Source organism: Lederbergia panacisoli (assembly GCF_024626525.1).
GTDB lineage: Bacteria > Bacillota > Bacilli > Bacillales > Bacillaceae_C > Lederbergia > Lederbergia panacisoli.
In genome coordinates this window covers 1-20,333 of sequence record NZ_JANJGU010000018.1, presented here as the reverse complement: position 1 = coordinate 20,333, position 20,333 = coordinate 1, and the positions used below count along the sequence as shown (strand labels likewise).

Below are 20,333 nucleotides of genomic sequence, written 5' to 3'. Positions count from 1 at the left end.
CCTCCTGAAAAATCACTTGCTATATCTTTTTGATTGGGGCAAATTCCGCCAATAGGCGTTTAATGCCAGTCGGACTTGGAAAAGCAATATCGAGTTCGATACTTTCATTTTTTTCTTTTACACTAACAACCGTCCCTGTTCCCCATTTAGTATGCTCCGCTTTATCTCCGACTTTCCAGAGCCTCCCATCTGCTCCAGATGAAACGGGAGTTGGTCTTGAAACAGGTTTGCTTCTTGTTTGACCGCCAATCGCAAAGCTTGGCGCTGCTACAGGTCGTCTCATTTCTTTATGGGCATGCTCCAATAATTCTTCCGGAATTTCGGCAATAAATCTGGAAACAGGATTCATATTCGTACGGCCGAAAAGTGTCCTCATCTGTGCATTTGTAATGAATAATTCTTCTTCCGCACGGGTGATTCCGACATAGGCAAGCCGGCGTTCTTCTTCCATTTCTTCCTCTTCCATTAGAGATCTGCTATGTGGAAAAACTCCTTCTTCCATTCCGATTAAAAACACTGTAGGATACTCAAGTCCTTTTGCTGAGTGAAGGGTCATTAATGTGACAGCATCTCCTGGTGTACCATCTTCATCTAGTTTGTCGATATCTGCTACTAGCGCCAAGTCTGTTAAAAATGCAATCAGACTCTTATCATCACTTCCATCTTCAAAACTTTTCGTTACGGATAAAAACTCATTTATATTTTCTAAACGACTTTCGGCTTCTAATGATTTTTCCGCAAGCAGCATCTCTTCATAGCCCGATTTCTCAATCACTTCTTCTACTAGTTCGGTCACTGAGAGAAATTCCTGCATTTGGGTATAGTTGCGAATTAATGCATGGAATTCAGCTGCCGCATTTGCTGTTTTACCAGCTAATCCAATAAAATCTATCTCATTTAAAGCCTGATACAAAGATAAATCATGTTCTCTTGCATATGACGCAATTTTATCTAATGAAGTTGCACCAATGCCACGTTTCGGAACATTAATAATCCGTTGTAAGCTAATATCATCGTCAGGATTGGCGATTAGGCGTAAATAAGCTAGCAAGTCTTTAATCTCTTTACGGTCATAGAACTTCGTGCCGCCTACGATATTGTACTCAATATTTGATTTTAATAAAACTTCTTCTATAACACGGGATTGAGCGTTCGTCCGATAAAGTATGGCGATATCGGAAAGTTTGCGGTCGTGATTCGCCGTCATTTCTTTTATTTTTCCAGTAACATATTGAGCTTCTGTTTGCTCGCCATCTGCACGGAAATACATAATTTTTGGACCTTCGTCATTATCCGTCCATAAATTTTTCGGCTTGCGATTATGATTGTTTTTAATAACCTCGTTCGCTGCTTCCAAAATTCTTTTCGTGGATCTATAATTTTGCTCCAATAAAATCACTTTTGCATTCGGATAGTCTTTTTCGAATGAAAGGATATTGGCAATATCAGCTCCACGCCATCTGTATATCGACTGGTCGGAATCACCGACAACGCATAAATTTTTCAGTCTAGCCGCAAGCAGTTTGACTAAAAGATATTGAGCGCGGTTCGTATCTTGGTACTCATCAACATGGATATATTGAAATTTACGCTGATAAAACTCAAGCACTTCTGGGACCCCTTGGAAAAGCTGGATGGTTACCATAATTAAATCATCAAAATCAAGGGCATTATTTCGGCGAAGTCTGCGCTGATACTCTGTATATACCTTGCTTACTGTTTGCGCGTAGTAGCCTGCTGCCTGATCCTCATATTCCTTCGTTGTGACTAATTCATTTTTTGCACTGCTAATAGCACCAAGCATCGCCCTTGGTTCAAACTTTTTCGAATCAATATTAAGGTCTTTCTGGACATTTTTAATGACAGATAGTTGGTCAGTCGTATCGAGGATTGTAAAGTTGCGGCTATAGCCAAGCCGATCGATGTCACGTCGTAAAATACGTACACACATGGAGTGAAAGGTAGAAATCCAAACTGATTCAGCAGTGCCGCCCATAATTCTTCCAATCCTGTCTTTCATTTCACGAGCAGCTTTATTCGTAAAGGTAATCGCCAAAATATTGTATGGGTTAACACCTTTTTCCACCATTAAATAGGCAACTCGATGAGTGAGTACCCTAGTTTTCCCACTACCGGCACCTGCCATAATCAACAATGGTCCGTCTGTTGTTTTTACAGCCTCCTTCTGCTCGGGATTCAACCCTTCAAGGAGACGATTTGATAAAAATTGCATGTACTTCACCGCCTGTTCAGGAACATTTGTTCTATTATAACGTTAAACATTGACTGTTTTCAATGCTAAGGGAAAATTTTCATAAATGGCATTTCCAACAACGATCACATCGGCAACCTGTCCCATTTCTTGTGCTTGTTGTACAGTTTTAATGCCGCCACCATAAAAAAGCTTCGTTTCGGAAAGTTGATTCTTCACTTTTTTAACAAGATCCAGATCACCATATTTGCCACTATACTCCATATAAAAAATGGGCATGTGAAACATCTTTTCAGCCATCATCGCATAAGCAACAACATCATCATCATCTATATTTGCATTAGCATTTGTTTGGATCGCCGCTTTACAATTATCGTTTAATATACAGTAGCCTTCAATAAGAATTTCATTCCAATCCATGATTTCGCCATATTCCTTGACTGCCTCGTGATGCAGACCTGAGAGCCAGCGAATATCTCGGCTATTTAAAACCGACGGAATAAAATATAGATCGAATCCGGGTGTAATTGATTCAAGATTACTTACTTCCAACACGCATGGAACTGTATATCTTCTAACTCTTGCCATCAGATTCAGAACTTTTTCCAAAGTTACATCATCTGTTCCTCCTATGATTATGGCGTCCGTACCCGATTCACATAATTTTTCAAGATGTTCATCCGAAATATCCTTATCCGGGTCCAACTTAAAAGCATGGCGCCATTCCTTTACATCGTACATAAGCTTAAAATCCTCCATTATTTTCGATACCATATTACATTATAGCATTTTGACAGGTAAGGCACTCGGGAAAAAGAGAAAAATCTTTGCCTGAATACTTAGGTGCTTTTGGATTGCGGAATGTGTTGGAAAAACAGAGTAGAATCGGCATGTTTCCTTGATAAATTGTAATAATTTTTGTTCCGAATACGGTTTTTAGAATTGGTTTTGTTTTTTGCAGTTCTTTTTGCTGTTTTGGTGAGTTAATTAGAGGTTTGAGTGGCTCTATTAGATGTTTCGGCGCTTCTATTAGCTGTTTCGACCATTCTATTAGACGTCATTACTATCTATTAGCCTTCAGCACTTTCTATTAGCCCTCGTCACGTCCTATTAGCCGTCTTTACTTCCTATTAGCCGTCCTTACCCTTTTAGCAGTGATCTATATCCCGCTGGCAATCAATGCGATTCTCCTCGCTGCTTATTAATTTCATCTGGCCGGGCTCGATTAAAATTATCATTAAAAAACCCAGTATCTGATTTAGCAGGATACTGGGCTTTTATCTTCTAATTATTCATTATCTTTATGAATCCGCTCGAGGACCATTTCGTACGTATCGTTTCCGTAATTGAGACAGCGTTTCACCCGTGAGATTGTCGCGGTACTCGCACCGGTTTCTGTTTCGATCTTATGATACGTTTTTCCATCTCTAAGCATTCTAGCTACTTCTAAACGTTGGGATAGAGCTTGAATTTCGTTAATCGTGCATAAATCATCAAAGAATCGATAGCATTCTTCAACATTTTTTAAAGACAAGACAGCTTCAAATAATTGGTCAAGCTCTCGACCCCTTAATTTTTCAATTTGCATCTATCTAACTCCTTTTTCCGTCTACAGCGTAAATTAAATGACGCTGCTGCCTTTATTTGATTTCGAATGAAACAGCGTCCAAACTAGGAACTATATTGACCCAAGTTTTTCCCGGAACTAGTTTTGCAGGTTGACCATTCTCATAAGGAAGTATCCGGCCGTCGACACTTTTCCATTCCATTTCTTTCATGATTCCGTTTTGGAACAAGTACGCTTTCCCGCCTGATTGTAAATCAATAAAACGCCTTCCAGCTGAATCCAATACTTTATGTTCTGTTTCAATGACAAAAAGATTTTTAACTAAAACAGGTTCTCCTGTTTTATATTCAACCGTTTGCTCACCATTGGAAAATCTGGAATATTCACCAGATTGAGCATCAAATCGATACTCTGCCGTGAACTCCGAACTATTCCCATAGGCAACTTTAATTTGTCCAGTACCATTCCCGTTAATAGACTCAAGTTCATCCTCTTTATAGAAATCCATTGAAGCAGGGGAATCGGTCATGGAAAAACCATTATCTTGTGCGCCTTTTTCGATATTTTCAAACGTAATATATGAATTATGAGGCGCATTTCGATCTGAAGAACGTTTAAACAAAGTTCCGTCGTACTTCATGCCATTTAATTGATCGATGACACCAGATGATAGTATTTTTTCAGCATCCGGGCTGTACCCATGTGCAATAAAAAGGCCGTTAAACCCTTGAGCAAGCTCAATAAAGAAGGGACGTGCACTGCGAACGGGACCAATATTTTCAGGAGTTTCACTTTGAAAAACAGCTAAAAATCTCGTAACATTGCCTTCAGCAAGTAGTTCATACACAATATCAGCTTGTGAAAGTCCCGTTTGAGGTCGAGCTGCCGGATGATTATTAATCGTTACGGCAACTGCTCTTCTATTAGGCTCAACATCTGTGCCAATTCCTGTTAGTGGAAAATGGTACTTGTCGACTTTTTCTGAAGTCTGCTCCGTTTGCTCCGGTTCCTTTGTTTCAGGCACTGGCACTTCTTCCTTTGGCGCTTTTTTATTGCATGCCGATAAAAGTAGTATTGAAGTGATTAATAATATGACTGGTATCCTTTTATGTTTCACTATTCCATCCCCTAATGTCTTTTATACTCTATCATTTTAACGCATTAACGTTGGAAATAGTATAGTTTTATTCATAACATCATACATTCCGCTTTGCGTTACACGTATATAAGGTAGATGTGTCGCAGAGAAAAATAGTAGTGAATAGATAGGATCTGAAAAAGGATAACCTCTCTCGTACAGTAATTCCTTTAGCTTTTCTTCGGCATTAATTAACTCTTCCAATGATTGATCGGACATTAATCCTGCAAGCGGCAATGGAATCTCATGTATTACTTTTCCATTTTCAGTAAGGACAATTCCGCCTCCTATTTCTTTCATCCTTTTAAAAGCAAGCATCATATCTTTTTTCACTTTTCCTATTAATATAATGTCGCCTGTATTTGAAAAAGAAGAAGCGAAACCGCTTACACTTTTTGCGAATCCTTTGACAATTGTGTTAATTCGCCATTTCCCTTTACGATCTAACAACGTAAAATAACTCTCATCGTGATTTTGCGGAAGATGATCCATTGATAAATCAAGGGTTATGGAATATGGCTTTGTAATAACGTCATTAACCATTTCAATTCCGAAAGGCATAGAAAATTGCAAATCAGAAGATAGCAGGTCCCAATCTAGATTTAAAGGTTGGAAACCAAATTCCTTCCAGTTTAGATCAACATCATTTAAAACATTTTTGCCATCTTTTTTCACCCACTGTCCTTTCGCCAGAACGGATACAGGTGTAGGCTCTGATTCATTTGCGAGAAAATTAATATTTGCCACTCTACCAGTTGCAATCATCCCATGATGATGAGATAGATTATAGTGGCGGGCGATATTATATGAAGCCATATGATAAGCATCAATAATGGGTACACCATTTTGAATCGCCTTGTTGATCATCATATCCATGACACCTTGTTTGTAAAAAGCAGGTGTCGATCCATCCGTCGTAAAGACGAGCGAATCGTATTGGTCGAGACCTAAATCATGCATTTCCTTTAACAATTTATTTAAATCTGGTCTTATAGAGGAATGTCTAAGCGCAACGGTATAACCGTGCATGAGCCTTTTATATACATCCATTCCTGTCATCGATTCGTGATCTCCATCCACACCAAATAACGTCATTTTTGCTAACGTTTTGTCTGATGCTCCTGGAAAATGACCTTCTACCTTTTTTCCAAGCCGCTTCGTTTCCTGAATCCAATGCAGCAATAAATCGTCCCCATCAAGAAGTTTTGGCCATCCTGTGAGTTCCCCGCCTTGAACGACGGCTGCATGCTCAAGCCATGATTTAATATCACTGTTTGTAAAAATCGTTTCTTCTTCATTCATCTCAGTTTGTGAGTCAAAACGTCCCCACCAATACATTGATACTGGTGAATCGCTTAGCTCATTTAGTAGGGAAAACGCTTTCTTTTTGTTCAAATGAAGGAAAAAGAAAAGGTTGTCATTGATCAGTGTCGTTGTACCAGATTGAGATGCAAAGCGAGCGAATGATTGGGGATTATATAGTTGAAACGGATGAACGTGAGGCTCTATATATCCAGGGACAAGAGTCAATCCAGAGCAATCGAAAATTTCACAGTTTTCTAGACTTTGGGGGATATCTTCACCAATATAAATAATTCGATCTTGATGAATCCATATATTGGATGTAATCCACTTCCTTAAAATTGAATGTAGGAAACGGGCGTTTTTTAGTAATAATGTAGGCGACTTTTGCCCATTAATAATAGACACCTGTTCCCGAATCTGCTTATTCTTCCAACGGTATCTTTGATTCCACATACCCAATCCTCCTGGGAATTTTAACTTTTATCATAATATTATTCTAACATACTATTCTTTTTAACGCAGTAAAGTTATACAGAAAAATATTGACAATTTGTGAATAGAAAAGCGCAAGCGAATGTTATCGACTTACAAAGGAAAGGAGATAGATTCAAATGAACCTATCCCCTGAAAATTACAGTGCTTTATGTGCAATATCTTTGCGGTAAAAAAACTCTTGATTGTCTAGTTGTTTCATTTCTTTATATACGTTATCCATTGCTTCTTTAATTGAATCAGCCTTAGCAGCTGCGAGCAGCAATCTGCCCCCATTTGATAGATATGGACCTTCCTTATCATCACGGGTTGTGCCGGCATGAAAAAAAGAGACGTTAGGATCCTCAGATGAAAAAGTAGGTAAAGCTACACCTTTTTTATAGTCTCCAGGATATCCTTCAGCTGCTAATACTACGCCAACGACTGCTTCATCAGACCAGCGAATTGTCGGATCTTTTCCTTCTAATAAATTGTTCAACAGTTCAACTAAATCACTTTCAAGCCTCGCTAATACGACTTGCGTTTCCGGATCTCCGAAGCGGGCGTTAAATTCGATTACTTTCGGACCTTGTTCGGTCTGAATTAATCCAGCGTACAAAATACCAGTAAAAGAGCGATTTTCTCCAACCATCGCTTTTGCAGTCGGCAGGACAATATCTTGGACTGCAAGTTCAACTTCTGATTCTAGTATAAAAGGAACTGGTGAATAAGCGCCCATTCCACCCGTATTTGGACCTTCATCGCCATCAAATGCACGCTTATGATCTTGGGCAATAACCATAGGATAAACCTTTTCTCCGCTCACAAAAGCCATTAAGGAGAATTCTTCGCCTTCGAGAAACTCTTCTACGACGACAGTAGCAGATGATTCTCCGAACCTTGAATCTAACAACATATCTTTTAAAGCAGCGTCAGCCTCTTTAAGCGTCATCGCTACGACTACACCTTTTCCAGCTGCAAGCCCATCTGCCTTAATGACAATCGGCGCCCCTTTTTTCTCAACATATGCTTTTGCCTCGTCATAAGAATGGAATGTTTCGTATTCAGCGGTCGGGATATTATATTTTTTCATTAATTCTTTCGCGAATGATTTACTGCCTTCAATGATTGCAGCATTTTTTCGTGGACCGAATATTTTTAATCCGGCAGCTTCAAACTCGTCTACGATTCCTGCTGCTAAGGGCACTTCTGGACCTACGATTGTTAAGTCAATTTTGTTTTCTTTCGCAAAATGAATGAGATTAGTAAAATCAGTTTCTTTAATTGGAACAATAGTCGCATCTTCCGCGATACCCGCATTTCCCGGTGCGCAATACACATCCGTTACGAGTTTACTCGATTTTACTTTTTTGCAAAGGGCATGCTCACGTCCGCCTCCGCCCACAATCAACACTTTCAAAAAATCACCGCCCATTATATTTTGAACCTGTCCCTATGGGGACTGTCCCCATGGGGACGAGTTTAATGTTTAAAGTGACGTACGCCTGTGAAAATCATCGCGATTCCGTGTTCATCGCAAGCTTTGATTGATTCGTCATCGCGAATTGAACCGCCTGGTTGGATAATTGCTGTGATTCCTTTACTGGCAGCTTCCTCGACTGTGTCACTCATTGGGAAAAAGGCATCTGAAGCAAGCACTGCACCTTTTGCCCGCTCTCCGGCTTGTTCCAGGGCGATTTTTGCCGCTCCGACTCGGTTCATCTGACCCGCACCAACTCCAAGAGTCATGTCGTTTCCTGCAACAACGATTGCATTGGACTTAACATGTTTTACTACTTTCCATGCTAATTTCAAGGCCGCTAATTCTTCGTCTGTAGGTTTGCGTTTTGTAGGAATCGTAATTTCTGCATCCTCATATGTGAATGAATCCTGGTCCTGTACGAGCAATCCACCTTCAACTGAAGTCAGCACTTTTTCACGCTTTTTCGCACCGTTAAATGGAATGGTCAATAAACGAATGTTTTTCTTACTTGTTAAAATATCTAATGCTTCTTTCGAAAAAGCAGGAGCAATAATGATTTCCAGAAAAATTTCATGTAGCTGACGAGCAGTATCTCCATCTACTTCCCTATTAAAAGCGACAATGCCGCCAAAAATCGATGTTGAATCCGCCTCATACGCTTTCTTGAATGCCTCGGATGCCGTTGCACCGATTCCCGCTCCACAAGGGTTCATATGCTTGACTGCCACTGCAGCAGGCTCATCGAAATCCTTCACGAGCTGCAATGCTGCATCTGCATCATGAATATTATTGTAGGATAATTCTTTTCCGTGAAGTTGCTCGGCATTTGCTACGGAAAAAGCTGATCCAAGTGGATTTTTGTAAAAAGCTGCCTTTTGATGAGGATTTTCTCCATAACGCAAATTTTGTTTTAATTCATATGTAAAAGTCACACGTTCAGGCTGCTTCTCACCTGCAAGCTCTGTCATATATTCAGCAATTTGTGCATCATATGCCGCTGTATGACGGAACACCTTCGCAGCCAGTTTTCGTTTTGTCCCTATTGAAACTTCTCCGTTCTCTTTCAGCTCAGAGAGAACTGTTTCATAGTCAGTCGAATCTACTAAGACGGCTAAATCTTCATGATTTTTCGCAGCCGCCCTTAGCATTGATGGACCACCAATATCAATATTTTCAATGGCATCTTCCGCGGTGACATCCGGCTTTGAAATAGTCTGTTGAAACGGATATAAGTTCACACAAACGAGATCAATCGGCTTAATTCCCTGTTTTTCAAGTTGTTTCATATGGTCTTCTGAGTCTCTTTTTGCGAGTAATCCACCGTGAATCATTGGATGAAGTGTTTTAACCCTTCCTTCCAATATTTCTGGAAAACCAGTAATTTGGTCTACTCCAGTAACGGGTACACCATTTTCTTCAAGCGTTTTTTTCGTTCCACCTGTCGATAGTAATTCAAATCCAAGCTCAACAAGCGCCTTTGAAAAATCAACAACGCCAGTTTTATCCGATACGCTAATTAATGCTCTTTTCATTAACCTGTCCTCCTTATATATTTTCTCCGCGAATTTCTCCAAAACTTCCGGGTAAAAAACATGCTCGATGTCGTGAATTTTCTGTTCAACTTCTGCAAGTGATTCCTCACCTGAGAGCTTTAATTCTCTTTGCGCAATGATTGGACCTGTATCCATTCCTTCGTCCACAAAATGAACCGTGACCCCCGTCGTTTTTACAGATGCCCTAACCGCTTGGCCAATTGCATCCTTGCCAGGAAATGCTGGGAGCAATGAAGGATGGATATTAATGATTTTATTTTTATAAGCAGCAAGCAAAGTTGGTCCGATTAATCTCATATAACCTGCAAGTACAATTGAATCTACATCGGCTTGATCCAATTGGCTTATTATCTTTTGTTCAAACATTGTTTTCGTTTCGTATTCTTTCGGATTAAAAACGAAGGTCTTAATATTTTCTTTTTGCGCTTTTTCAATAACTGGAGCTTCAGGCTTATCACAAACAAGCAAGGCAACTTCTACATGAAGTGCTCCTTTTTTTACTGCATCAACAATTGCTTGAAAATTGCTTCCCGTACCTGAAGCAAATATAGCTATCTTTTTCACTTTACTGTCCCCGCATTCACAAAAGTAACGCCATCATTCTGAACAATAGAACCAATTTTATAAGCTTTTTCACCTTGCTCCACAAAAAAACGTATGGCTGACTCAGCATCTTCAGGTCGAACCGCTACAACAAATCCAATTCCCATATTGAAAATATTGTACATTTCTTTCCGGTCCAACTCTCCGTATTTTTCAAGAGCTTGGAAAATAGGTAGGATTGGCCATGTACCTTTTTCGATAACAGCGCCGAATCCTTCAGGCAGCATCCTTGGAATATTTTCTATAAAACCGCCGCCAGTAATATGGGACATTCCTTTGAGTTCAAACTCTTGTAAAGCTGCTAGGATTGACTTTACATAAATTTTAGTAGGCTTTAATAATTCTTCACCTAGATTCCCAGAAAGTTCAGGTAGCTTTGCATCAAGCGAAAACCCTTGATCTTCGAGGAAAATTTTCCGAACTAAAGAATAACCGTTGCTGTGAATCCCACTTGAAGCCAAACCAATAAGGATATCGCCTTCCTGAATATGTTCCCCTGTTATAATCTGAGACTTCTCACATGCCCCTACAGCAAATCCCGCTAAATCATATTCATCTTCTTCATATAGGCCCGGCATTTCGGCCGTTTCACCGCCTATTAAGGCACAACCAGCATGCTCACAGCCATCCGCAATCCCACTTACAATTTGCTCAATTTTGTTAGGAACTGCTTTTCCAAGAGCAACATAATCGAGAAAATAAATCGGTTCTGCCCCCTGTACAACTATGTCATTCACACACATGGCAACACAGTCAATCCCGATTGTGTCATGTCGGTCGGTCATGAATGCTAGCTTCAACTTTGTTCCGACACCGTCCGTACCTGAAACGAGAACAGGCTCTTTTAAATTGAGCTCCGATAAATCAAACGCGCCTCCGAAGCCGCCTAATTGTCCCATGACTCCCGCACGCATCGTTCTTTTCGTATGCTTTTTTATTTTTTCTACCGCTTCATACCCAGCTTCTATATTAACTCCGGCCTTTTGGTAGGCATTAGCCATCCCGCCCGCCTCCTAATAAATTTTCATTGTCCAGCTCCAGCGCCTATCGACTAGCAAACTTCCCGTCCTTTTCCCTGCGATAAAGAAGCTAGATTCGCCTTGCAGGCTCATCGTGTTTCCCCTTTATCTCAGTCGAAAGCCCTGAAATTTGTACGTCGCTGGCAGGCGCTACCGCTTTTCTTAATAACTATTCAATTCTTTCTCATGCGGTAATAAGGTATCAGGATAAATTTCCGTAGGATACTCACCTGTAAAGCATGCAAGACATTGTCCGCAATCCTTGCCATAACCTTTTCGACCAATTGCTTCAAGCATTCCTTCCACACTTAAAAATGTAAGGGAATCTGCTCCAATAATCTCGCGAATTTCTTCCACACTATGCTGAGAAGCGATCAATTCCTCATGTGTCGATGTGTCAATTCCGTAAAAGCAAGGATTTTTCATTGGCGGGGAGCTGATACAAACATGAACTTCTTTTGCTCCTGCTTCTTTTAGCATTCGAACAATTCTTTTACATGTTGTTCCACGGACAATTGAGTCATCCACCATGATTACGCGCTTTCCCTCCACGACTTTTCTAACAGGTGAAAGCTTCATTTTAACACCGCGTTCACGTAACTCTTGGGATGGCTTGATAAATGTTCTTCCAATATAGCGGTTCTTAATCAAACCCATTTCATACGGAAGTCCTGCCATTTCTGCAAAACCAATTGCTGCAGAAATACTTGAATCCGGCACTCCCGTCACGACATCGCCTTCTATTTTTGCTTCACGTGCCAGTACTTTACCGAGGCTTTTTCTAGCTGTATGGACGTTAATTCCTTCTATATCACTGTCAGGACGGGAGAAATATACGTATTCCATCGTACACATCGCATTTGATGAAGAAAGTGTAAATCTTTCAGCATGCAAACCCTCGTCATTAATAATGATGAGTTCTCCAGGTTCCACATCACGGACAAACTCTGCTCCAATTAAATCAAAAGCGCAAGTTTCTGATGAAACACAATAAGCTTCACCGATTTTTCCAATAGAAAGTGGACGTAATCCATTTGGATCTAAGGCAATTATTAATTCTGTTTCAGTTAGAAGAATAAGCGCATAAGCACCTTTTACTAAGGATAAAGCATTTTTCATTTTATCCTTGAACGTTAAATAGCCGCTTCTTTTAATCAAATGTGCTAAAACTTCCGTATCAGAAGTTGTTTGAAAAATACTTCCTTGCATCTCGAGTTGATGTTTTAAATCATTTGCATTGATTAAGTTTCCATTTTGAGCGAGCGCTAAACTCCCGCTTTGCGAATGGAAGAGGAGGGGCTGGACATTTTCCAATCCGCCCTTTCCAACTCCTCCATATCGAACATGGCCAATGGCACTTTTCCCCGGTAGGCTTTCAAGCTTCTTTTCACTAAAAACGTCATTGACAAGACCTTCACCACGAATGCCTTTGAGGCGATGACCATCAGTTACAACAATTCCAGCACCTTCTTGGCCGCGATGCTGAAGACTGTGCAAACCGTAATACGTAATTTTCGCAGCATCCGGGTGACCCCATACTCCAAAAACGCCGCATTCCTCGTTTAGCCCTTTAATGTCAGCAAACATGGAATGGCTCCTTTCCAGACATCTTCTAGCGATTTAACGTTAGAATCTATTAATTGTTTTTCCGAACCTTCAATGATCAACTGGCCGCTATCTGTAACTTTTCCAATCAACATTGCGTCCTCTACCAACTGTACGAATGCATCTTGATGTTCTTTTTTCACTGATAAAATAAAGCGGGATTGTGTTTCAGCAAATAATGCTGATGTTTCATTTCCATTAAGTTTCACTTCTGCCCCAAGACCATTCGTTCCAAATAATGATTCTGCAATTGCTACTGCGGCACCACCTTCTGAAACATCATGTGCAGATGCTACATACCCACTACGAATCGCTTCAAGAATTTGTTTTTGTCTTTTTACTTCTACTTCTAAATCAATTGCAGGTGCTTTCCCGAAAATTTTGCCGTGAATCATCTTCTGAAGTTCACTTCCGCCGAACTCATCCTTCGTTTCACCAATCATATAAATGAGGTCGCAACTAGATTTAAAGTTTTGCGTTGTAATATAAGATAAATCTTCAATTAAGCCGACCATCCCAATGATAGGCGTTGGGTAAATTGCATTGCCGCCTTTTTCATTAAACAGGGACACATTTCCCCCAATAACCGGACTTTCAAGAGCTATACATGCTTCACTAATACCCGCAGCTGATTTTTCAATTTGCCAAAAGATTTCTGGTTTCTCGGGACTTCCGAAATTTAGACCGTCGGTGATTGCAAGTGGCTTCGCACCAGAACAAACGACGTTTCTTGCTGCTTCGGCTACTGCAATTTTCCCGCCAATTTCAGGATCTAAATAAATATATCGAGAATTACAGTCTGTTGTAATTGCAATTGCTTTATTTTTTTCACTAATTCTAACGACAGCAGCATCTGAACCAGGACTGACAACCGTATTTGCACCAACATGTTGATCAAACTGGCTGTACACCCATTCTTTGCTTGCAATCGTTGGCTGTTGTAAAAGATGTAGCAAAGTCTCATTATAATCAGATACGTCAGGAACTTCTTGCTCCATCGCTTGGAACTCGCGGTAATATGCCGGTTCTTCTGAAGGTTTATGATACACTGGAGCATCCTCTGCAAGTGAATCCGCTGGAACTTCTGCCACTACTTCTCCTTTATGAATCAAGCGAAGCATTTTATCATCTGTTACATGCCCGACTGACACAGCTTCAAGATCATATTTTTCAAAAAGGTCGATGACTTCTTGCTCACGTCCTTTTTTCACGACGATAAGCATTCTTTCTTGTGATTCAGAAAGCATCATTTCGTAAGCTGTCATGTTTTCTTCACGTTGCGGAATGAAATCAAGATTCATTTCTACCCCGTATCCAGCTTTACTTGCCATTTCAGCGGAAGAACTAGTTAGACCCGCAGCACCCATATCTTGAATTCCAATCAATGCATCTGATTTTACAAGCTCCAAACAAGCATCCATAAGCATTTTTTCAGTAAAAGGATCTCCCGCTTGGACAGCAGCTCTTTCTCTTTCTTTTTCTTCTTCTTCCTCCGCCAATTCCACGGATGAAAAAGTAGCCCCATGAATTCCATCACGGCCAGTTGCGGCACCTACATACATGACCGTATTTCCGACACCTTTTGCCTGCCCTTTTTGAATATGCTCATGATCAATCAATCCAACAACCATCGCATTTACAAGTGGATTTGTTTTATAAGCATCGTCAAATTGAATCTCGCCGCCAACTGTTGGAACGCCAAGTGAATTTCCGTAATCAGCAATCCCCGCGACTGCTTGCTCCAATAAATATTTGACTCTAGGAGTATTAAGTTCTCCAAAACGAAGTGAATTTAACGAAGCGATTGGCTTTGCACCCATGGAAAACACATCACGAATGATACCGCCGACGCCAGTAGCTGCCCCTTCATACGGTTCAACTGCAGACGGAGAGTTATGACTTTCAATTTTAAAAACAACGGCTTGATTATCGCCAATATCAACAATCCCAGCACCTTCACCAGGACCTTGAAGAACTTGTTCACCTTTTGTCGGGAATTTTTTCAAAACTGGTTTGGAATTTTTATAGCTGCAATGCTCTGACCACATGACTGAAAAAAGTCCTGTTTCCGTATAGTTCGGCGTTCTGCCGAGCATCTTTTCAGCTAATGCAAATTCTTCATCTGTCAAACCCATTTCACGGTAAATTTTTTCGTCTTTGATTTGTGTTGGATTTGGCTCAAGCGTTTGTTGCATGGGATTCCCTCCAGTTTCTTACGATTGATTGAAAGATTTTAAGACCATCAATACTTGCAAACAATGTATCTACTGCACGTTCCGGATGAGGCATCATCCCAAGAACATTTCCTTGTTTATTTGTAATTCCTGCAATATTTTCGATGCTTCCGTTTGGATTTTCTGATGTATAAGTGAAAATAATTTGATTGTTCGCTTTTAATTGTTCTAAAGTAGCTTCCTCACAAAAGTAATTCCCTTTACCGTGTGCAATCGGGATGGTGATTTGCTCCCCTTTTTCATAGGCTGAAGTGTAGACAGTGTCGTTATTTTCCACTTTTAGCAAGGTAGGCTTACAAACAAATTTAAGAGTTTTATTTTTAAGCAGAGCACCTGGCAATAAGCCTGCTTCTAGTAAAATTTGAAAACCATTGCCGATTCCGAGAATTAGTTTTCCTGACTCAGCAGCTTTTTTTACAGCTTTCATTACAGGCTGCATATTGGCGATCGCACCTGGACGTACTGCATCTCCGTAAGAAGCTCCTCCCGGAAGAAGGATAGCATCAAATTTATCCAAACTTTCACTCGTGTGGCTTACAAATTCCACATTTTCATTTAATTTATTTTTGATTACGTTATACGTATCGACTTCACAGCTTGTTCCGGGGAAAACGACGACAGCAAATTTCACTGTGCACCAACCTCCTCAATTTCAAAGCGATAATCTTCAACCTCTTTATTCACTAGGAGCCCTTTACATATATTGTGAACAGTCTCTTCAATATTTTCATCTGTGTTATTTAGTGTAAGTTCTATATATTTACCAACACGAACGTTTTGAACTTCAGGAAAATCTAGCTTTTGCAATGCCTTTGTTGCTGCAGAACCTTGTGGATCAATTACACTTTCCTTCAACGTTACAAATACCTTCACTTTATACATCATCATTTCTCCTCTCAAAATTAGCTCCAGATTTTCGTTTGATCTAGTTCCCTTAATGTTTCGTCTATATCATTGGTCAGCACAGTCACATGCCCCATTTTACGATTATGTTTTGCTTCTTCTTTTCCATAAAAGTGAATGAACCAATCTGGTCGATTTGGAATTTCGCAGGTTACTGCTTCAACATGCTGTCCTAAAACATTAACCATTATTGCTTTTTGTAAAAGCTCTACGTTTTGCAGCGGCCAACCGCAAACCGAGCGAATATGCTGATCAAACTGGGAAAGATTACACGCTTCAATCGTATAATGACCAGAATTATGTGGACGCGGCGCCAATTCATTAACATAAATTTTTTCCTCTTTTGTTAAAAAGAGCTCCACTGCCAAGGTACCTACTAAATCAAGATGATTAGCTACTTTACGAGCCAGCTCAGATACTTTTCTATCCACTTCTTCTGATATCCGCGCAGGGACAATCGTTTGATGCAAAATATTATTTACATGAATATTTTCACCTATAGGAAAATAACTCAATCCGCCAGACAGGCTTCTCGTCATTACTACTGATATTTCTTTTTCAAATGGGATCCATGCCTCAAGGACGCAAAGCCCATTCTTTAAAAGCTCAGCTGCGCTTTCAAGGTCATGTTGGCTCCTAATTACATATTGCCCTTTACCGTCATAGCCCCCACGAGAAGTTTTCAAAACAGAAGGAAGACCGATCTTACTGATTGCAAGCTCTAAATCTTCTCTACTTTCAATAATTGCATACGGAGCAACCTCAACACCTGCTTCTGTCAAAGCTTGCTTTTCCATAATGCGATCCTGAGTGATTTTGATTAATTCCGCGCCTTGCGGAAGATACGCTTTTTCACGAAGCCACTTTAAAGCTTCATAATCTATATTTTCAAATTCATATGTAACAACATCACTTTTTTCAGCTAATTGTAGTAGTGCTTCGCGGTCATCATAAGCAGCTACAATTTGTTCATCTGCCACTTGCCCTGCAGGTGAATTAGGAGTAGGCTCTAAAACCACTACACGAAATCCCGTTTCTTTTGCCGAAAAAGTCATCATTTGGCCGAGTTGCCCACCGCCAATGATTCCAATCGTTTGTCCCGGTTTTATAAACTGTTTAGACAAGCTGATCACTGCTTTCCAATACTTTTTCTTTTAAATCATTTCTTCTTTTTTCAAGCCGATCAGCAACAGCACTATTTTCAATCCCAATTATTTGAGCTGCGAGCAGTCCGGCATTCGTTGCTCCAGCCTTTCCAATCGCAACCGTCGCAACTGGCACCCCGCCTGGCATTTGCACGATGGATAATAATGAATCCAGTCCTTTTAGTGTTTTCGATTCAACTGGAACCCCAATGACAGGAAGAATCGTTTTAGCCGCTACCATGCCGGGAAGATGGGCTGCTCCTCCCGCACCTGCAATGATGACTTTCAGTCCGCGCTCTTTTGCTGTTTCAGCATAATCAAACATTAAATCCGGTGTCCGATGCGCTGATACTACTTTCTTTTCATAAGGAATCTGTAATTCGTCCAATATGTCACATGCATGTTTCATCGTTTCCCAATCGGACGTACTTCCCATAATGATTCCGACTTCGGTGTTCATATAAATCCCTCCGTCTAAAAAATAAAAACCCGGATACACTACTTTTCTGCAACAGAAAGTAGCTTATCCGGGGATAGAAAACGCATTTGAAAAAAGCACAACAAATGCTTCCCAAATTCCACTTTCCTCATAGTCCAATTATTTAAGGTAATCGGGTAGAGACTTATGGGCCATATTCCCATGATATACGAGGCTTAACACAACTTAATCTTAACAAATGAAAGGATACAATGTCAACCGAAAATCGAACATTTATAATAAGTAAAATCCGAATGTTCGTGTTTAGGACTTTTTTATCCCTTGGAAGATTATTTTTCGTGAAATTGGAATGTATTTTGTTTTCCCTTGAGAGGTCTCTTCTTTAAAAATTGGTTTTTCAGTTCGTTTAATAACCCTGTATCCCTCGCTTTCCATCCTACTTAAACATTCACTGATCGTTTCGTTTTCCATTACTTCAAATTCTTTTTTCATCTTTTTCACCTTGCATTTCCCTTTTCTTTACAGCTTTCACCCAAAATCCTCCATAAATCGTTTTTGGTTCATAAGCAATAATGAACGCTTTCGGATCTAATTCTTTTATTTTTTGATACAACTGAAGCTCCATTTTTCTTGAAGTCAATACTTCAAGGGCCATTCGATCCCCTTCCAATCCTTGTGCCGCCCAACTAGTTACTCCATATCCTTCGTTTCTTAATTGTTTCGGGAGATCCCGATCATATTCCTTTGTAATGACATTTACCATTATATAGCCGAGAGCCATCTTTTCCTCAATTTTCGTCCCAACAATGACACCTATTCCGTAACCAACTGCGTACGCAATCAAATTTTGAATTTGATTAAGATTATCAAGTACAAGACCGAGACCTACAACATATATGATGACTTCAATCATACTGATAAAAGCCGCAATATATCTATAGCCTTTTAGCGTCAAAATCATCCTAATTGTAAAAAATGAGACGTAAACAACGTTAATTGTTAAGATAATGGCTATCATGACAAAACTGTTTTCCAACATGAACTTTCCCCCATAATATGTATTCCTTATCCATTTACCCTTATGGAATAAATAAAATACACCATAGAAGGATTTAATTATTTTTCATTTAGCATTCATCGCCAGTGTACCATCTTGTTCTCACTTAATCATTTTACAAATAACAAAAAATCCCCGAAGTGATATTCACTGCGGAGATTAGAATTGTATAAAAAAGAAGACAACGAGGAGAGTGACCATCCCGAAAACGGACACCGCTATAAGTAAATAGATCAGAAAGTGTATAAGTTCCTTTATTTTTGTCCGTTTCATGATAGACTCTCCTGTACAATATTGATTAGTTTACGATTCTTTTAGCACCAACATATTTTGATTTCCAGTAAGTAAGGTTCATCGATTGAATTTTTACTCCATTGGACGTTGCACCGATAAATTGCTGTTTCCCTACATAGATACCGACAAATGAAACTGATTTACCGTTAGTTTTGTAGAACACTAAATCCCCCGGCTTAAGATTTTTTAGTGCGACACTTTTACCTTTTTTATATTGGTCTGCACTAGTACGCGGCAAGTTTACCTTTAAGCTTTTAGCGTACACATATTGAGTAAAACCAGAAGCATCGAACCCTTTTGCTGTCGTTCCACCCCATTTAAACGGCTTCCCTTTCAATGTTTGCGCGTATGCTGCTGCCTTATCCCCTTTTGTCTGTGCAGCCGCATCCGCATTCAAGCTAAACAAAGATGAAAACAATAGTGCTAATGCTGTGACCACTGCAATGACCCATGATGATTTTTTTACTGAGATACCCATTTCCATTTTACAATTCCCTCTTTCGTTTTTTGTTTTTTCTTTCTATAGACATCATAAACAATTTGGTGAGGGCAATCGTTTCTTATTGGTTAAAAATAGTTACATAAAGGTTAAGGCTTCTAAAATGGTTGAATGCGATTGGTATGGTCGATTGATTGAGGCCCTTCGACATGCAAATTTATATCACTTAAGTCCTCAATCGACAGATTGAGGACCTTGGGCATTAAAAATCTCATCACTTGAGGTCTCAATCGACGAATTGAGGGTCTTCAGCACCAAATGAGCAAGCCCCCCCTTAGGATACCAATGCCATATAAGATTTCATAAAAAAAGACACTCTCCTATGGAGAATATCTTTATTTGCCTGGCAACGTCCTGCTCTTGCAAGGGGAGTCCCCTTACTACCATCGGCGCGCGAGCTTAACTTCCGTGTTCGTGCAGCGGATCACGATGAACGGCGAATCTCTTCGTCATCTGCGCTGGTTCGATTCTCATGGGGCAAAGCCCATTCCGAGTCTCTCCCTTGATTCCTTGATCTTCTTGGTCCTCCCGATCCTGCTAACATGGTGTATGTTTCTTTTTAATGCCTTCGGCATTGAACAAATAAAAGACCAAAAAAAAGACACTCTCATTTGAGAATATCTTTTGATTGCCTGGCAACGTCCTGCTCTTGCAAGGGGAGTCCCCTTACTACCATCGGCGCTGAAGAGCTTAACTTCCGTGTTCGGGATGGGAACGGGTGTGACCTCTTCGCCATCGTCACCAGACATGTATAGAATTAAGAGAAATTCATTCCCTCAAAACCAGATAATTAGAGAAAACAAACC

17 protein-coding genes, 1 rRNA gene, 1 pseudogene and 1 riboswitch are annotated in these 20,333 nt (G+C 40.1%); all 19 genes and pseudogenes read right to left on the bottom strand.

The genetic code is table 11. The annotated features are described in order from the left end of the window. Positions 1-19: 19 nt before the first annotated feature. On the bottom strand, positions 20-2,233 hold the full coding sequence (gene pcrA, locus NQ185_RS17555) for a DNA helicase PcrA (RefSeq protein WP_257583326.1): 2,214 nt from the start codon (positions 2,231-2,233) through the stop codon (positions 20-22). A gap of 42 nt (positions 2,234-2,275) precedes the next feature. Continuing rightward, entirely contained in the window at positions 2,276-2,953 is a 678-nt protein-coding gene (gene pcrB, locus NQ185_RS17550) for a heptaprenylglyceryl phosphate synthase (RefSeq protein ID WP_257583325.1), read from the bottom strand. A gap of 547 nt (positions 2,954-3,500) precedes the next feature. Beyond that, a complete protein-coding gene (locus NQ185_RS17545) occupies positions 3,501-3,800 on the bottom strand; it encodes a YerC/YecD family TrpR-related protein (RefSeq protein WP_257583324.1) in 300 nt (99 codons plus the stop codon). 52 nt (positions 3,801-3,852) lie between these two features. After that, a complete protein-coding gene (locus tag NQ185_RS20280; RefSeq protein WP_257583323.1) occupies positions 3,853-4,896 on the bottom strand; it encodes a DUF3048 domain-containing protein in 1,044 nt (347 codons plus the stop codon). Between the two features lie 36 nt (positions 4,897-4,932). Next, positions 4,933-6,675 (bottom strand): adenine deaminase C-terminal domain-containing protein, encoded by a 1,743-nt coding sequence (locus NQ185_RS17535; RefSeq protein ID WP_257583322.1) that lies wholly within the window; start codon positions 6,673-6,675, stop codon positions 4,933-4,935. Positions 6,676-6,853: 178 nt separating this feature from the next. Then, positions 6,854-8,113, bottom strand: coding sequence for a phosphoribosylamine--glycine ligase (purD, locus tag NQ185_RS17530; protein WP_257583321.1), 1,260 nt, complete (start codon positions 8,111-8,113; stop codon positions 6,854-6,856). Between the two features lie 62 nt (positions 8,114-8,175). After that, the gene (gene purH / locus NQ185_RS17525) at positions 8,176-9,708 is read right to left on the bottom strand and encodes a bifunctional phosphoribosylaminoimidazolecarboxamide formyltransferase/IMP cyclohydrolase (RefSeq protein WP_257583370.1); all 1,533 of its coding nucleotides are present in this window, start codon (positions 9,706-9,708) and stop codon (positions 8,176-8,178) included. A 30-nt stretch (positions 9,709-9,738) separates the two neighbouring features. Beyond that, a pseudogene (gene purN, locus NQ185_RS17520) lies at positions 9,739-10,293 on the bottom strand (phosphoribosylglycinamide formyltransferase); the annotation flags it as partial. Then, on the bottom strand, positions 10,290-11,333 hold the full coding sequence (gene purM / locus NQ185_RS17515) for a phosphoribosylformylglycinamidine cyclo-ligase (protein WP_257583320.1): 1,044 nt from the start codon (positions 11,331-11,333) through the stop codon (positions 10,290-10,292). The gene purM and the pseudogene purN, both read right to left, overlap by 4 nt. Before the next feature lie 180 nt (positions 11,334-11,513). Then, entirely contained in the window at positions 11,514-12,938 is a 1,425-nt protein-coding gene (purF, locus tag NQ185_RS17510) for an amidophosphoribosyltransferase (RefSeq protein ID WP_257583319.1), read from the bottom strand. Beyond that, entirely contained in the window at positions 12,914-15,151 is a 2,238-nt protein-coding gene (gene purL, locus NQ185_RS17505) for a phosphoribosylformylglycinamidine synthase subunit PurL (RefSeq protein ID WP_257583318.1), read from the bottom strand. The genes purF and purL overlap by 25 nt, the downstream gene beginning before the upstream one ends. Continuing rightward, on the bottom strand, positions 15,135-15,821 hold the full coding sequence (purQ, locus tag NQ185_RS17500; protein ID WP_257583317.1) for a phosphoribosylformylglycinamidine synthase subunit PurQ: 687 nt from the start codon (positions 15,819-15,821) through the stop codon (positions 15,135-15,137). Before purQ ends, purL begins: the two co-directional genes overlap by 17 nt. Beyond that, on the bottom strand, positions 15,818-16,072 hold the full coding sequence (gene purS / locus NQ185_RS17495; protein ID WP_257583315.1) for a phosphoribosylformylglycinamidine synthase subunit PurS: 255 nt from the start codon (positions 16,070-16,072) through the stop codon (positions 15,818-15,820). Before purS ends, purQ begins: the two co-directional genes overlap by 4 nt. 20 nt (positions 16,073-16,092) lie before the next feature. After that, entirely contained in the window at positions 16,093-17,223 is a 1,131-nt protein-coding gene (gene purK, locus NQ185_RS17490; RefSeq protein ID WP_257583369.1) for a 5-(carboxyamino)imidazole ribonucleotide synthase, read from the bottom strand. Next, positions 17,210-17,698: a 5-(carboxyamino)imidazole ribonucleotide mutase gene (gene purE / locus NQ185_RS17485; protein WP_257583314.1), complete on the bottom strand. Its 489-nt coding sequence runs from the start codon at positions 17,696-17,698 to the stop codon at positions 17,210-17,212. The genes purK and purE overlap by 14 nt, the downstream gene beginning before the upstream one ends. Before the next feature lie 110 nt (positions 17,699-17,808). Next, a riboswitch (purine riboswitch) is annotated at positions 17,809-17,909 on the bottom strand. A gap of 71 nt (positions 17,910-17,980) precedes the next feature. After that, positions 17,981-18,169, bottom strand: a complete 189-nt coding sequence (locus tag NQ185_RS17480) for an NETI motif-containing protein (RefSeq protein WP_257583313.1) — start codon at positions 18,167-18,169, stop codon at positions 17,981-17,983. Beyond that, positions 18,153-18,716 carry a DUF2179 domain-containing protein gene (locus NQ185_RS17475; RefSeq protein WP_257583311.1) on the bottom strand — a complete coding sequence of 188 codons (564 nt, stop codon included), beginning with the start codon at positions 18,714-18,716 and terminating at the stop codon, positions 18,153-18,155. The genes NQ185_RS17480 and NQ185_RS17475 overlap by 17 nt, the downstream gene beginning before the upstream one ends. A 316-nt stretch (positions 18,717-19,032) precedes the next feature. Continuing rightward, entirely contained in the window at positions 19,033-19,512 is a 480-nt protein-coding gene (locus NQ185_RS17470; RefSeq protein ID WP_257583310.1) for a C40 family peptidase, read from the bottom strand. Between the two features lie 645 nt (positions 19,513-20,157). Next, positions 20,158-20,273 (bottom strand): 5S ribosomal RNA (gene rrf, locus NQ185_RS17465). Positions 20,274-20,333 lie beyond the last annotated feature (60 nt).

Bases quoted from the DNA above. Each gene is read 5' to 3' on its own strand.
- pcrB (WP_257583325.1), bottom strand. From the start codon at position 2,953: ATGTACGATGTAAAGGAATGGCGCCATGCTTTTAAGTTGGACCCGGAT.
- purL (WP_257583318.1), bottom strand. From the start codon at position 15,151: ATGCAACAAACGCTTGAGCCAAATCCAACACAAATCAAAGACGAAAAA.
- NQ185_RS17470 (WP_257583310.1), bottom strand. From the start codon at position 19,512: ATGGAAATGGGTATCTCAGTAAAAAAATCATCATGGGTCATTGCAGTG.
- NQ185_RS17535 (WP_257583322.1), bottom strand. From the start codon at position 6,675: ATGTGGAATCAAAGATACCGTTGGAAGAATAAGCAGATTCGGGAACAG.
- pcrA (WP_257583326.1), bottom strand. From the start codon at position 2,233: ATGCAATTTTTATCAAATCGTCTCCTTGAAGGGTTGAATCCCGAGCAG.
- NQ185_RS17545 (WP_257583324.1), bottom strand. From the start codon at position 3,800: ATGCAAATTGAAAAATTAAGGGGTCGAGAGCTTGACCAATTATTTGAA.
- purE (WP_257583314.1), bottom strand. From the start codon at position 17,698: ATGAACACCGAAGTCGGAATCATTATGGGAAGTACGTCCGATTGGGAA.
- purF (WP_257583319.1), bottom strand. From the start codon at position 12,938: ATGTTTGCTGACATTAAAGGGCTAAACGAGGAATGCGGCGTTTTTGGA.
- NQ185_RS17475 (WP_257583311.1), bottom strand. From the start codon at position 18,716: ATGTTGGAAAACAGTTTTGTCATGATAGCCATTATCTTAACAATTAAC.
- purM (WP_257583320.1), bottom strand. From the start codon at position 11,333: ATGGCTAATGCCTACCAAAAGGCCGGAGTTAATATAGAAGCTGGGTAT.
- purH (WP_257583370.1), bottom strand. From the start codon at position 9,708: ATGAAAAGAGCATTAATTAGCGTATCGGATAAAACTGGCGTTGTTGAT.
- purS (WP_257583315.1), bottom strand. From the start codon at position 16,072: ATGTATAAAGTGAAGGTATTTGTAACGTTGAAGGAAAGTGTAATTGAT.
- NQ185_RS17480 (WP_257583313.1), bottom strand. From the start codon at position 18,169: ATGAAAAAAGAATTTGAAGTAATGGAAAACGAAACGATCAGTGAATGT.